The 12,743-nt window shown below is 57.7% G+C and carries 14 protein-coding genes and 1 tRNA gene; 12 read left to right on the top strand and 3 right to left on the bottom strand.

Translation table 11 applies throughout. The features are described from left to right. Window positions 1–17 precede the first annotated feature (17 nt). The gene (locus tag ACFQDL_RS10650; RefSeq protein ID WP_379908995.1) at window positions 18–938 is read left to right on the top strand and encodes a LysR family transcriptional regulator; all 921 of its coding nucleotides are present in this window, start codon (window positions 18–20) and stop codon (window positions 936–938) included. A gap of 137 nt (window positions 939–1,075) precedes the next feature. On the opposite strand, the gene ACFQDL_RS10645 is transcribed toward ACFQDL_RS10650, so the two are convergent. Continuing rightward, complete coding sequence (locus ACFQDL_RS10645) at window positions 1,076–1,930, bottom strand: shikimate dehydrogenase family protein (protein WP_379908994.1); 855 nt, start codon at window positions 1,928–1,930, stop codon at window positions 1,076–1,078. Between the two features lie 496 nt (window positions 1,931–2,426). Here ACFQDL_RS10645 and ACFQDL_RS10640 point away from each other — a divergent pair, with 496 nt between their 5' ends. The 9 genes from ACFQDL_RS10640 to ACFQDL_RS10600 all read left to right on the top strand — a co-directional run bounded on the left by ACFQDL_RS10640 (window position 2,427) and on the right by ACFQDL_RS10600 (window position 9,093). Next, window positions 2,427–3,443 carry a DctP family TRAP transporter solute-binding subunit gene (locus ACFQDL_RS10640; RefSeq protein ID WP_379908993.1) on the top strand — a complete coding sequence of 339 codons (1,017 nt, stop codon included), beginning with the start codon at window positions 2,427–2,429 and terminating at the stop codon, window positions 3,441–3,443. An 88-nt stretch (window positions 3,444–3,531) separates the two neighbouring features. Next, a complete protein-coding gene (locus ACFQDL_RS10635) occupies window positions 3,532–3,789 on the top strand; it encodes a TRAP transporter small permease (protein WP_379908992.1) in 258 nt (85 codons plus the stop codon). A 26-nt stretch (window positions 3,790–3,815) separates the two neighbouring features. Next, the gene (locus ACFQDL_RS10630; protein WP_379913009.1) at window positions 3,816–4,010 is read left to right on the top strand and encodes a hypothetical protein; all 195 of its coding nucleotides are present in this window, start codon (window positions 3,816–3,818) and stop codon (window positions 4,008–4,010) included. Further along, entirely contained in the window at window positions 4,007–5,275 is a 1,269-nt protein-coding gene (locus ACFQDL_RS10625; protein ID WP_379908990.1) for a TRAP transporter large permease, read from the top strand. Before ACFQDL_RS10630 ends, ACFQDL_RS10625 begins: the two co-directional genes overlap by 4 nt. 23 nt (window positions 5,276–5,298) lie before the next feature. Continuing rightward, a complete protein-coding gene (gene aroQ / locus ACFQDL_RS10620) occupies window positions 5,299–5,727 on the top strand; it encodes a type II 3-dehydroquinate dehydratase (protein ID WP_379908989.1) in 429 nt (142 codons plus the stop codon). Beyond that, the gene (locus tag ACFQDL_RS10615; RefSeq protein WP_379908988.1) at window positions 5,717–6,802 is read left to right on the top strand and encodes a Bug family tripartite tricarboxylate transporter substrate binding protein; all 1,086 of its coding nucleotides are present in this window, start codon (window positions 5,717–5,719) and stop codon (window positions 6,800–6,802) included. Before aroQ ends, ACFQDL_RS10615 begins: the two co-directional genes overlap by 11 nt. Window positions 6,803–6,960: 158 nt before the next feature. Then, on the top strand, window positions 6,961–7,695 hold the full coding sequence (locus tag ACFQDL_RS10610) for an AEC family transporter (protein WP_379908987.1): 735 nt from the start codon (window positions 6,961–6,963) through the stop codon (window positions 7,693–7,695). Further along, the gene (locus ACFQDL_RS10605; protein WP_379908986.1) at window positions 7,677–7,895 is read left to right on the top strand and encodes an AEC family transporter; all 219 of its coding nucleotides are present in this window, start codon (window positions 7,677–7,679) and stop codon (window positions 7,893–7,895) included. Before ACFQDL_RS10610 ends, ACFQDL_RS10605 begins: the two co-directional genes overlap by 19 nt. Window positions 7,896–8,697: 802 nt before the next feature. Next, on the top strand, window positions 8,698–9,093 hold the full coding sequence (locus tag ACFQDL_RS10600; RefSeq protein WP_379908985.1) for a terminase small subunit-like protein: 396 nt from the start codon (window positions 8,698–8,700) through the stop codon (window positions 9,091–9,093). Between the two features lie 254 nt (window positions 9,094–9,347). Here ACFQDL_RS10600 and ACFQDL_RS10595 read toward each other — a convergent pair. After that, a tRNA-Arg gene (locus tag ACFQDL_RS10595) sits at window positions 9,348–9,424 on the bottom strand. A gap of 681 nt (window positions 9,425–10,105) precedes the next feature. Here ACFQDL_RS10595 and ACFQDL_RS10590 point away from each other — a divergent pair. After that, window positions 10,106–10,528 carry a c-type cytochrome gene (locus ACFQDL_RS10590; RefSeq protein WP_379908984.1) on the top strand — a complete coding sequence of 141 codons (423 nt, stop codon included), beginning with the start codon at window positions 10,106–10,108 and terminating at the stop codon, window positions 10,526–10,528. Window positions 10,529–10,593: 65 nt separating this feature from the next. Here ACFQDL_RS10590 and ilvY read toward each other — a convergent pair whose 3' ends face one another. Further along, window positions 10,594–11,484 (bottom strand): HTH-type transcriptional activator IlvY, encoded by an 891-nt coding sequence (gene ilvY / locus ACFQDL_RS10585; RefSeq protein ID WP_379908983.1) that lies wholly within the window; start codon window positions 11,482–11,484, stop codon window positions 10,594–10,596. Between the two features lie 175 nt (window positions 11,485–11,659). Between ilvY and ilvC the strand changes: the two genes are divergently transcribed. Next, entirely contained in the window at window positions 11,660–12,676 is a 1,017-nt protein-coding gene (gene ilvC, locus ACFQDL_RS10580) for a ketol-acid reductoisomerase (protein WP_379908982.1), read from the top strand. Window positions 12,677–12,743: the final 67 nt, after the last annotated feature.

Genomic DNA, 12,743 nt, shown 5'->3' with positions numbered 1-12,743 from the left:
GCTAGGAATAAGGTCCTATGCCCGAGATTCATGAGGTCGACAGCAGGCTGATCGATGTGAAGCTGCTGCGGCTGTTCGATCTGCTTTACAGCACCCGCAGTGTCACCCGAGCTGCGGAGCTGCTGGGCCAGAGCCAACCCACCGTCAGCATCTGGCTTGCCCGGCTGCGGGAGCAGCTTGACGACCCGCTATTCGTGCGAACGCCAGAGGGCATGATGCCGACGGCACGCGCCAATACTCTGATTATCTCCGTCCGTGACGCGCTGAGCGCCCTGCGGGCTATCTCCAGCCGAGAGGAGCATTTCAACCCGAACAGTACTGAGCGTGAGTTCCGGATTGGCATGACCGACGCGAGCCACGTTACCCTTCTGCCCCGCATACTCGCCTATCTACGCGCCAGTGCGCCTATGTCTCGGCTGGAAGCTGTGCGAATTACCGACGAGACGCCCCAGATGCTGCTAGAAGGCGATATCGACGTCGCGGTGGGGCTGATACCAGGCCTGGAAGCAGGCTTCTATCAGCAAGTGCTCTTTCCGCAGGATTGGGTCTGCCTTGCCAACCGGCATCATTCTGCAATCAAGGGCTCGCTCGATATCGATGCCTATGCCAGTGCCGAGCATATCGGAATCGTATCAGGGACCGGCTTGCCGTTGCTGGAAGAGGCGTTGAAGTCGGCGAAGCTGGAGCGCCAGGTCAGACTTCGCCTCCCCGGCTTTCTGGGACTGCGCGATATGATCAGCAGCACTGACCTGATTGCCACCACCCCACGCCATATTGGCGAGACGCTGGCGCGCGACGCCGAGATTGCCGTCTATGACTGCCCTGTCCCAGTGGCAGGTTTTACGGTAAAGCAGCACTGGCACGAGCGTTTTCATCGGGATGCCGGCAATTGCTGGTTAAGAGGGGTTATCGCCGAGCTGTTTCAACGGAACAGATAGTGGAAAGCAAAAAAGGGTCTGCTCAGCAGACCCGGTAGGCCAACGTATGATCAAGGCTCTTTGTAGCCTGTTGCGCGGCCTCGAAGTGCCTGCCGCTGACCGTCCGGGCAGGCAAGGTGAACAAATTCAACCCACCATTATTTGATCAGGTCACTGACGATATCGAAGCGCTGTTTGAACCGCTCCATAACCGCCGCTGGATCCACTTTCGTATCGGTGAAGATTTCATACGCATCCAGCCCCTGGTAAAAGAACAGATCGAAACCGGATATGATCGTCAGCCCCTGGCGATGGGCGGCTACCAGAAACTCGGTCTCTATCGGGGTATAAACGGCATCGAACGCCCAGCGCTGGCCTCCGATCATCTTCTCATCCAGCGGGGTCCCGGGCGTCATGTAGTGGCCGACAGGTGTGCAGTTGACCAGGCCATCAGCCGACGCGGCCGCTGAGGGAAGTTCTCCAGCGGTAACGGCTTTCGCGGAGTAACCGGCTTCTTGCAGCGACCGCGCCAGGGACCGTGCACCTGACTGATCAATATCATAGATTTCGACTTCGCTGGCGCCGAGTTCGAACAACGCAAATGCAACGGCACGCCCCACACCGCCTGCGCCCAGCAGCAATACCCGGCCTGCTGGTTGCTCGCCTACACGTCCGCGATAGCCACGAATGAAGCCCGTGTAGTCGGTATTGGCAGCAAAAACCTCCTCTCCATTGAACCGTAGTGTATTGGTGGCACCGACCAGTCGGACGGCGCGATTCACTTCGGTCGCGTGGGTAACCGCCAGCTGCTTATACGGGAACGTCACGTTGCAGCCCCGATAGCCTTCGTGCCGCAGTTGATGCAGCGTTTCGGCATACGTTTCGGGAGTAGTATCACGCGGTTCATGAAGGTCATACCTGACGTCTACGTTGTGTAGCTCGCCCTGCATGATGTGTAGCGAGGGGGCGCGTGATCTGGCGATAGACTGGCCAATCAGACCTAGTTTTAACATTGTTGTCCTCCTGCTTATTTTTGGCGCTCGACGGCGCCACAGGGATAACGAACAGCGAGAGAAAATTGACGGTGATGATCGTGCCCAATACTGATAACAGCTGGGATGAAAGTGAAGTCGCTATCCTAATGTACGCGCGTGGTTATTACCTATTTAGAATCTCAATATTGTCTATTGGGATCGGCCTATACCAATACATAACCAACTTGATAAATAATCTGCATCGATGCCGATACATGATTGGCTTTAACTGCAATTAGCACTTTGTTTTTGTGTAAAACCAGCTTGGCGTTTATCGTATTGTTTGTGTGTATGTTTTATTGAACGTAAATAATGATGAATGACTTTTTAGTAATAGAAAGTCGATAAAGAATTTTTATGACCTTGTTTGGTAGGGCTTTAACCTGAGTAATCGCAAAATATTAATCAGTTAATTGCTCTCCAATAATAAAGCAATCGGGGTGCTCATAGCCCTGAAAAAAAGAAGGAAATTAGCATGAAACCGCGTACAAAAAAAATAACACTGGGCATGGCTGTAGCCGCCGCTATCTCTATGCAGGCGCAGGCCGCTGAGGTGACGCTTACGGTGGGGCATGTTGACCCGCAAGAGTGGACAACCTCCAAGAAAGGTGCTGCCGCGATTGTGTTCAAAAATCTGGTAGAGGGCGAGTCCGGCGGTCGTATCGAAGTCAATGTTTATCCATCCAGTCAGCTCGGTGGTGAAACTGATTTACTTCAGTCCGCTCAGGACGGCACCCTGAGTATGGCGATGGTATCCGGGGCATTCTCCAATCTGTGCCCGGAAGCGGCTGTGCTGGAAATTCCCTATCTGTTTCCGTCCGCGCCGGTGGCGTGGGAAGTACTGGACGGCAAGTTCGGTAAGGATCTTAGCCAACACTGTTACGAGAAAACCGGGCTCCGGACACTGGCCTATGGTGAAACCGGATTCCGTAACTTCACCAATTCCAAGCGTCCGATTCAAACCCCAGACGACCTGAAAGACCTGAAGCTCCGCGTCATGACTGCGCCTCTTTACGTCGAGATGGTCAAGGCACTCGGTGGTCATCCGACCCCTATCTCTTGGCCGGAAGTTCCGTCTGCTTTGGCCACGGGCGTTGTTGATGGCCAGGAAAACCCGGTGAGTGTGATTTACAACAACAAGCTCTATGAACTGCAGAAGTACCTGACCCTGGACGGTCACGTCTATGGTACGGACTTCTTCGTCATGAACGACGCACTTTACGGGAGCCTCAGTGAGAAAGATCGTGACATCGTTGATCGTGCTGCGAAAGTGGCCGGTACCGTCGGCCGCGCGATCCAGCAGTTCAACTCCGCCGAAGGTTTGAGCAAGCTGGCCGAAGCCGGTATGGAGATTACCTCTCCTACACCGGAGCAGCTGGCAGCGTTCCGCGAAACGGCACAGCCCGCCGTTATCGAGTGGCTTAAGGGTGAGATCGACGCAGCCTGGATCACCAAAGCCCGGGATGCTGTTCAGGAAGCCGCCGTAAACTGATCCGACAAGCGGGCTGCTTCTGAGGGCGGGGGTGGAGTAATCCACTCCCGACGTTGGTAGCCGCACCTGCTTTTCTGGGACAACCCCGATGAAAGATCTCTATAAAAAACTCCTGGCCTGGGCGACCGGCGGCTCCCTGTTTATTGTTTTTGCCGTGGTATTGGTCGCCAGTATGAGCCGATACCTGCTTAATTATTCGATTCAGTGGAGTGACGAGGTCGCTCGCTACGCCATGATCTATGGCGCCATGTTCGGTAGCACGCTGTGCTATATGGACGATACCCATATCAAGTTCGGTTTCATGGAGAAGATCTCTGGCTCGCTTAAAAGCTCTTGGACATTCTGACCGACCTTGTCGCCCTCGGAACCGGTGTGGTACTGGTCTGGTCCGGATACCTGTTTGTTCTCAAGCGCGGCAGTATCGATGCGCCGGGCACAGGCATACCGATGGGTGTGTTTCAGTCCGCCATGATTATAGGCGGTGTAGCCCTTGTGATCGCAGCTCTGCTGAAGCTCCCCGATAACCTGAAAGGCCGAGCAATACAGTGTAAAGGGCGTTTGATATGACCGGCTTTATTACTCTGTTCGTACTGCTGCTCATCGGCAGCCCGATCGCCTTTGCTATTCTTCTGGCAGTACTGGGCTATCTCTCTCAAACACCGTTTTCCGTTAGCCTGGTCAGTCAGCGACTCTTCTCTGGGCTTGACTCCTTCGCAATTCTTGCGATCCCGCTATTCGTTCTCGCGGGCGAGTTGATGAACGAGAGCGGTATCACTGCTCGCATCATCAAGTTTGCCAACGCCTGTGTTGGCCATATGAAGGCGGGGCTTGCCCACGTGAATATTTGGGCATCAGTGATCTTCGCTGGCTTGTCAGGCTCCGCCGTTGCCGATACCTCGGCACTGGGGCGCATATTTATTCCTGAAATGGAGAGGGAGGGCTATCCACGCGACTTCGCCGCCGCGCTGACCGCAGCCTCTTCGGTGATCGGTCCGATGATTCCGCCGAGTATTCCGGTGATCATCTACGCCCTCATCACCTCCGGAGTATCGGTCCCGGCGCTGTTCCTCGCTGGCGTCGCGCCTGGCATCCTGCTGGCGATCGGGTTATCAGTCTACGTGCGCGTCAAAGCGGCCCACTATGCACCGATGCACGACAGGCTGTCGCTAAAGGCGCGTTTAATCGCTCTTAAGGAGGCTTGGGTACCGCTGTGCATGCCAATCTTTATCGTTGGCTCGATCTTGACCGGTATCGTCACACCCACGGAAGCTGCGGCGTTGGCAGCGGGCTACGCGCTGCTGGCGGGCATGTTCGTGCTCAAGAGCCTGCATCTTAGCGCGCTGCCACGGGTATTCATCCGCGCCATGCGGGACTCCTCAGTGATCCTGATCATCATCGGCGTCATTTCCGTGGCGAACTGGCTGCTGACCTTTTCGCAGGTTCCGCAGAAAGTGAGCGAGATGGTACTGGCGGAAATCACCAGTCCCTGGGTGTTTCTGCTCGCGGTGAACCTCATCCTGCTGATCGTGGGCCTGTTCCTGGAAGGGATTGCAGCCATGCTGATTCTGCTGCCGATCCTGCATCCCATTGCCATGCACCTTGGTCTGGATCCCGTTCATTTCGGTATCGTCGTCATATTTAACCTGATGATCGGACTTGTGACGCCGCCAATGGGAATCTGCCTGTTCGTATCCAACTCGATCGCTAACGTGGGCGTCGGCGCGCTGTCCCGCAGAATCATGCCTCTGTTTGTCGTCGAGCTGATCGTACTCGCAATCGTGACCTTCATTCCGGAAACGGTCACGTTCTTGCCACGACTATTTGGCTACTAATCAACGGATTTGGAGTTGTGATTATGAGTAAGACTATCTATGTGCTGAACGGCCCCAACCTGAACCTGCTGGGCAAGCGTCAGCCGGAGATCTACGGCCTCGAGACACTGGCCGATGTGGAAGCGCGGATGGCGAAAAAGGCCCAGGAACTGGGTCTTGAGATCGAGTTCTTCCAGAGCAATTACGAAGGGGCGATTGTCGAGAAGATACACGAGGCGCGTGAAAAGGCGGCCGGTATCATCATCAACCCCGCGGCCTACACCCACACCTCGGTGGCAATCCTGGATGCGCTGAACACGTTCGAGCATCCTGTGATCGAAGTCCATATTTCCAACATCCACACGCGTGAGGCGTTCCGCCACCACTCGTTTGTATCCGGTCGTGCTGAAGGGATTGTGGCCGGTTTCGGAACGCTCGGCTACCTGGTCGCGCTGGAATACTTTGCTGGCTGAAGACGATGACCAGAAGCAGTCTAGCCCGATCCGCCAGCGATTCATCGACAACAAGAGAGGAGCACATAAAGTGAAGAAGAAACTATACAGAATCCTGAGCACTGCCGTACTTACGGGTACAATGGCCGGCGCCAGCTTTGCCGCGGACTTTCCGGAAAAAGACTTTCAGGGCGTGATTATGTGGGGCGCCGGCGGTGCCATGGACAACGTCGCCCGGGCCATCACGCCAATTGTCGAACTGGAGCTGGGCAAAAGCATTGTATTGACGAATCGCGCCGGCGGCGCCGGCGCTATTTCCACTAACTTCGTCAATTCCCGCCCCAGCGATGGCTACACGCTGCTGTACGGGGCCGAAAATCCGCAGCTGCACAAGGTGCTCGGGTTGTCGAAGATCGACTATGCCGACTTCTACCCGGTGAATATTCTCGCCCGCGGAGTGGCCGTGATCGTCACGAATAACGACAAGCCGTGGAACTCGCTCAAGGACCTTGTCGCCGACGTCCAGGCCAATCCGGGTGAAGTCAAGATGGGCTCGACCGGGCCGGGTGGTCTGCCTTTTGTCGTCGGTGCCATGCTGAAGTCGACCACCGATTTCGACGTCCGCGCTGTGCCATTCGATGGAGAAGGCCCGGGTATCACCGCCCTTCAAGGCGGTCACGTCGATTTTATGCCTGCGGGGCTGACCGCCGTGCGTGAACATATACGCGCCGGCCGTGTGAAGCCACTGGCGGTGGTTTCCGATGAGCCGATACCTGGCCTCGAGGATATCCCTCTGATCACCACGGACCTGCCGGATTTCAAACAATTTCTGCCCTGGGGGCCCTTCTATGGCATTTTCGCCAAACGTGACATTCCGAATGATGCTAAGACCGAGCTGACGGATGCTTTCAGCAAGGCCGCTTCGGAGGAAGCGTTCGGAAGGTTCATGGCAGACTTCGGGGCCGTGATGGTAAATATCAGTGGTGAGGTAGCCGATGCCTATCTAAAACATTACCAGTCGGTAACCACCTGGTCATTGCACAACGTCGGTGAAACCAAGATGTCACCAGAAGAGTTTGGCATCCCCAAACCCTGAACCCCTGTTCCGGCGGACGCTAAATAGGTCTGCCGGGCTTGATCGGCAAATGCTCGCCTCCGACCGATAATCGCTTGACAGCGTTGCCCACCACCCCAGCCCGCGCTTCTGTACCAATGAAGGGCACCTGCCCAATTTATCCTTTTCGGAGAGAAAGCATGCTTGAGATCCTGGCCACGACGGCTCCCATTTTCCTGCTGATCGCTCTCGGTTTCGTCGCGGTCAGAACGAAGCTGATGCCGCAGGACGCCATCCCGGGACTTGGCCGCTTCGTGCTCTACCTCGCGATGCCGGCGCTGATCATCAGCACGCTCGGCACTATGGAGTTCGGCAATGTCGTCGAACCGACCTATCTGCTGGTTTACGGACTGGGGTCCGTGCTAGCGCTTCTGTTCGGCATCACCATCAGTAAAACCCTGCTGCGCAATGACCTCACCGGCAGCGGCGTCAAGGGCATCGGCATGTCCATGTCCAACAGCTCCTTTATCGGCTATCCGGTACTGCTGCTGATATTCGACCACCCGCCGACCAATGCCTTCGCCATGTGCCTGATGATCGAAAATATCCTGATCCTACCGCTGGCACTGGTGACCATCGAGTACAGTGTCGGGCGAAAGAACGGCACTCGCCTGCAGGAGGCCTTGCAGGCCGTGATTTCTCGGGTGGCGCGCAACCCTCTGATCATCGCGATTGCGTGTGGCCTTCTGATATCGGCCCTGGACCTGACGCTGCCCGACGTAATCGCCAGGAGCCTGGACATGCTGGCGCGCACCGCGGCCAGTATCGCACTCTTCGTTGTCGGGGGGCGCTGGTCAACACCAACCTGCGGGGCAACCTCGGTGAAATCGGCACCGTGGTCACCGGCAAGCTCGTCATGCACCCACTGCTGGTGAGCCTGATGATCCTGCTGATACCCGGGCTGGAACCTCAGCTGAAGGCCGCAGCCGTACTGATGGCCTCGATGCCGATGATGAGCATCTACCCGATCATCGGAGGCAACTACGGCTATCGCTCCATTTGCTCGAGTATGTTGCTGGCTACGACACTGCTGTCGTTCGTCACCATAAGTGTCACATTGGGGTTGGTAATTTAACGGAAGTGGTAAGCGTTAACGGACAAGCAGGCGAAAAATGGAACTTACCGGCAATGGGCAAATCGACCGTCGGAACAGGACACCGCCTCGCAGACGGATGCGCTTCGAAAAGCGAGCTGCGAAGGAGTTTTCGAGGGCGCGGCGTCCGGGGCAAAGTTGGAACTTTCGGGTCTGGCTGGCTGCTGCCTTGTCGTATCTGCGCGACCGGTACGTGCTGGTCGTGTGGCCGCTGATTCAGCTCGGGATACTACTTTCCTCATCTGATCGAGGTAACTGGCGCATTGGAAGCGCGTGGTGTCGGGTCCGTTCGCTAACGAAATGCATCGACACCACTAAGTCGTACCGGCGGCTTATCTTTCAGGTATTCGGCACATTAGGCCAGTGCGAGTAAGACTTAACCCGCGACCGCACCAAAGTTGCGGGGCCGGGTCGGCCACTGTCGTTGCTCGCGGGCGCGAAGGAGGGGCGAAAATCTGTCATCACCAAAGGCAAATTGCCGGTGTGGCGTGGTTTAGTGTGGGACTATATCGCCAGCAGGTGAATGTCCACGAGGCCACCGCGCGACCCAAGGCTGATAAGAGTGTATCCGCAGCCTTGCAAGCGGAGATTACATCCAACTCTTGGCACTCCGAGCAGTCGCCTTCTGAAAACGGTAGTGGGCCGCGGGTACCTCTAAATAGTACGCCCCCGATTTTGAGAGCGGGGGTTGCGAATCCTCTTTACCCTTTTGTCTCGCAGAAATTTTAGGACCATCAAAATATGTTATATTATAACGAAACGTGATTTCGATCAGGATATTCAAATGTCTCGCCCGTCCAGCTACGAATCGGCACTCGGCAACAAGATCTGTGAACGGCTCGCAGCTGGAGAATCCCTGCGCTCCATCTGCGCGGACTCTGATATGCCCAGCAAGAGCACCGTGCTGCTGTGGATTGTCGATGGCCGCCACAAGGAGTTTTCGGACCAGTACCGGCTAGCTCGCGAGGCTGCAGGATATGCGCATGCAGACCGCCTGGTGGAGCTGGTGGACAAGCTGGAAGCCGGCGAGATCGAAGCGTCGGTGGCCAGGGCGATGGCCGACAATCTGAAGTGGTGTGCCGAGCGGATGGCACCCAAAGCCTACAGTTCGCGCCAGGAGGTGCAGCATAGTGGGTCGGTAAGTATGCCGCATGAGCAGGCGCTGGCCTTGCTGCAATAAGCTGGGGGCTTCTCAGGACCCGAGTATTCGTGCAGGTATGGCGTGGGCGCCTATGTCATTCTGTTGATATTCCTGTAAAGCTGCTATCAGCGGGAAGTGAGTACATCACGCGCTCGCCGCTGAACCACGCCAGTGCGTTCTTGCAGTATCGGGAGGATAGGCAGTAGTTATGCAGAGGGAACCTGAGGGGGAACCAAATTTAAATATCTAGATGCTTTGTTAGTGACTGCTATCGCTAGGAGGCTTATAAAAGATGGCGCGCCCGGAGGGATTCGAACCCCCGACCAACAGGATCGGAACCTGCTACTCTATCCAGCTGAGCTACGGGCGCGCAAAGGAAGTTGTTTGCAGGCGGCTATGTTACGGATTGCAAAGGCGTTTGCCAAGCCCTTTTCGTTGCGGAACGCGCACTGATCGAATGCTGATCAGCCGGGGGCTGTCACGGTTCTGTCACCGGTGTGCGTTAGAGTTGTTCGCAGACCGATCAGGACACGTATCGGCAGGGAGCAAGCCATGGATGGCGCCTTCCCGACCCTGCACCCCTTTCTTTTGTGCCCGTCGTCGGGTGCCAATAAGCGAAGCGCATTGCACCATCCCCGGACTTCGCTGCGCTCATTCCAGGCTACGTCATACGTTCGGGGGCCAGGTCCAGCGAGCCCGGGTGGCGTTGCGCCATTCGGGCGCCGCGTAACCCTCCATGTCGGGCGCAGCACGACGGCGGTTGCCGGCTATCGCGCCTTCGCTTTCTGGTCAACCTGCGATCTGTCTGACCGTACAGGCTCCGGGCACCGTTCGTTCCCGTATCGGCTTCCGGACGGCGCGAGTCGCCGGTATATCCGCGGCGTATCGCTAAAAGTCCCGTTTCCGTTAGGGGCTTTTGCCGTTATACTTTTGCGCCAATTACGCCATGCGTCAGCGCACCGGTGATCTGCCCTGCGTCCACAGTGAGGCCAGGGCCTGCAACGGGTGAGCCGAGGCGCCGAATTCTTGCAAAGTAATGAGGGTCCCGACTGTGAATAAATTTGCGTCCGCGCTCTGCGCCCTGGGTCTGGGTGTTGCGCTGGTGGCTTCCGTTCAGGCGGCTACCGACGAAGAGAAGATCATCGAGCGTATCAAGCCGGCAGGTTCCGTCTGCATGGTCGGCGACGACAGCTGCGGCGGCGCGGCTGCTGCGGCCACGGCTTCCGCCGGCGGCGCACGCAGCGGCGAAGAGGTTTACAACACCAAGTGCATGGCCTGCCACGGCACCGGTGTTGCCGGCGCACCGAAGTTCGGCACCAGCGACTGGGCCGACCGTAGCGCCAAGGGCATGGATACCCTGCTGCAGAATGCGATCAACGGTATCAATGCGATGCCGCCGCGCGGTACCTGCGCCGACTGCTCCGACGACGAGATCAAGGCCGCCATCGAGCATATGGTCAACAGCGCCGGTTAATTCCCCGGTGTGACGATCTTCGAAGCCCCGCAATTGCGGGGCTTCGTGTTTTTATTGGTGGCGCCTCACGCCTCGCCCGGCAACTGCGCCCAGAAGGCCTGAATCAGCGGGTTCTTCAGCTTTCGTTCCAGCGCGAACAGGCCGACCTCCAGCGGTGCAAGCTCCGGTCTTGCATCCAGAATCTGCACCCGCTCGGCCAGCGGGCTGTTCTCCAGCACCAGGCGCGGTACCACGCCGATGCCGAACCCCAGGCTGACCATGCTGACAATGGCCTCGTTACCGGCGATCTGTGCGTAGATATGGGGCCGGATGCCGATGGCGCGGAACCATTCGTCGACCCGGTCCCGGGCGACGCCACCTTCGGGCAGGATCATCGGGACGTCGGACCAGTGTTCGGCGGCCGACTCGCCGGCCGGCGGCAGCGCAAAGCCGAGATCGCCCTGTGGGGCGATGAACAGCAGCGGCGAGGCGGCGATCGGCTTGAAGTCGAGCCCGGCGGGCAGGCTGTCGGGCCGGGCGGCGATGGCGATATCCTCGTCGCCGGCCAGGGCGCGGGCAATGGACTGGTCCGGATCGCCGGTATGCAGCTTGATCTCGATGCGCGGGTAGTCGTGGCGGAAACGGCTGAGGATCTCGTACAGGAAGCTGTAGCTGGCCGTCACCGAGCAGTACATGCTGATCTCGCCGTGCAGCTCGGCCGCTTCGGCGAGCAGCGAGTTGCGGATCAGGTCCCACTGGGCCAGGGCTTCGCGGGCATATTGCTGGAACAGCCGGCCTTCGTGGGTCAGGGTGACGGTGCGGTTGTCGCGCTCGAACAGCTGTACGCCGAGGCTTTCCTCGAGCTGTTTCAGGGTGCGGCTCAGGGTCGAGGGGCTGATATGGCAGGCCTCGCTGGAGCGTCCGAAGTGCAGGGTTTCCGAGAGGCTCAGGAACAGCTGGAGGGATCTTGTATCCACCTGGGGTCTCCGGTCGTGCCGGTGCAACGATGATGTCGCTTATTATTGCACAAAGCGAAATATAACGTTGCATATATATCATTTTACGCAATGGCGTTTATCGCTTATCTTTGTCGCCATCGAGCCGCCGCTGTGACGGCGTGCGAACAGAAGCCACCCCATTCAGGATTTCATCATGCAAGTCTATTACGACAAAGACTGTGATCTGTCGATCATCCAGGGCAAGAAAGTTTCCATCATCGGTTACGGTTCCCAGGGCCACGCCCACGCCTGCAACCTGAAGGATTCCGGCGTTGACGTGACTGTCGGTCTGCGTGCCGGCTCCGCTTCCCGCGCCAAGGCCGAAGGTGCCGGTCTGAAGGTGGCTGACGTCGCCGATGCCGTTGCTTCCGCCGACCTGGTCATGATCCTGACTCCGGACGAGTTCCAGGGCCAGCTGTACCGTGAAGAGATCGAGCCGAACCTGAAAGAAGGTGCCACCCTGGCCTTCGCCCACGGCTTCTCCATCCACTACAACCAGGTCGTGCCGCGCAAGGATCTGGACGTTATCATGATCGCGCCGAAGGCCCCGGGCCACACCGTGCGCTCCGAGTTCGTCAAGGGCGGCGGTATCCCCGACCTGGTCGCGATCTTCCAGGACGTTTCCGGCAAGGCCAAGGACGTTGCCCTGTCCTATGCCAGCGGTGTTGGCGGCGGTCGTACCGGCATCATCGAAACCACCTTCAAGGACGAGACCGAAACCGACCTGTTCGGTGAGCAGGCGGTCCTGTGCGGCGGCGCCGTCGAGCTGGTCAAGGCCGGTTTCGAAACCCTGACCGAAGCCGGTTACGCGCCGGAAATGGCTTACTTCGAGTGTCTGCACGAGCTGAAGCTGATCGTCGACCTGATGTACGAAGGCGGCATCGCCAACATGAACTACTCGATCTCCAACAACGCCGAGTACGGTGAGTACGTGACCGGTCCGGAGGTCATCAACGACGAATCCCGTGCTGCCATGCGCAACGCGCTGAAGCGCATCCAGAACGGCGAATACGCCAAGATGTTTGTACAGGAAGGCGCTTCGAACTACGCTTCGATGACCGCTTACCGTCGCAACAACGCGGCTCACCCGATCGAGCAGGTCGGTGAGCGTCTGCGTGCAATGATGCCGTGGATCTCCGCGAACAAGCTGGTCGACAAAGAGAAGAACTGAGTTCTCTGATCGATCGGCATGCCGCCGGGCCTGGATCAGGTCCGGTGCTGACGAAACCGGTAGCGGG

It is taken from the genome of Marinobacterium aestuariivivens (genome assembly GCF_042661465.1).
In the GTDB taxonomy this organism is placed as follows: domain Bacteria; phylum Pseudomonadota; class Gammaproteobacteria; order Pseudomonadales; family Balneatricaceae; genus Marinobacterium_A; species Marinobacterium_A aestuariivivens.
The sequence above is the reverse complement of the archived record's forward strand: the minus strand, read 5'-3'. Positions and strand labels throughout refer to the sequence as shown.

Bases quoted from the DNA above. Each gene is read 5' to 3' on its own strand.
- ACFQDL_RS10650 (WP_379908995.1), top strand. From the start codon at position 18: ATGCCCGAGATTCATGAGGTCGACAGCAGGCTGATCGATGTGAAGCTG.
- ACFQDL_RS10645 (WP_379908994.1), bottom strand. From the start codon at position 1,930: ATGTTAAAACTAGGTCTGATTGGCCAGTCTATCGCCAGATCACGCGCC.
- ACFQDL_RS10640 (WP_379908993.1), top strand. From the start codon at position 2,427: ATGAAACCGCGTACAAAAAAAATAACACTGGGCATGGCTGTAGCCGCC.
- ACFQDL_RS10635 (WP_379908992.1), top strand. From the start codon at position 3,532: ATGAAAGATCTCTATAAAAAACTCCTGGCCTGGGCGACCGGCGGCTCC.
- ACFQDL_RS10625 (WP_379908990.1), top strand. From the start codon at position 4,007: ATGACCGGCTTTATTACTCTGTTCGTACTGCTGCTCATCGGCAGCCCG.
- aroQ (WP_379908989.1), top strand. From the start codon at position 5,299: ATGAGTAAGACTATCTATGTGCTGAACGGCCCCAACCTGAACCTGCTG.
- ACFQDL_RS10610 (WP_379908987.1), top strand. From the start codon at position 6,961: ATGCTTGAGATCCTGGCCACGACGGCTCCCATTTTCCTGCTGATCGCT.
- ACFQDL_RS10605 (WP_379908986.1), top strand. From the start codon at position 7,677: ATGCACCCACTGCTGGTGAGCCTGATGATCCTGCTGATACCCGGGCTG.
- ACFQDL_RS10600 (WP_379908985.1), top strand. From the start codon at position 8,698: ATGTCTCGCCCGTCCAGCTACGAATCGGCACTCGGCAACAAGATCTGT.
- ilvC (WP_379908982.1), top strand. From the start codon at position 11,660: ATGCAAGTCTATTACGACAAAGACTGTGATCTGTCGATCATCCAGGGC.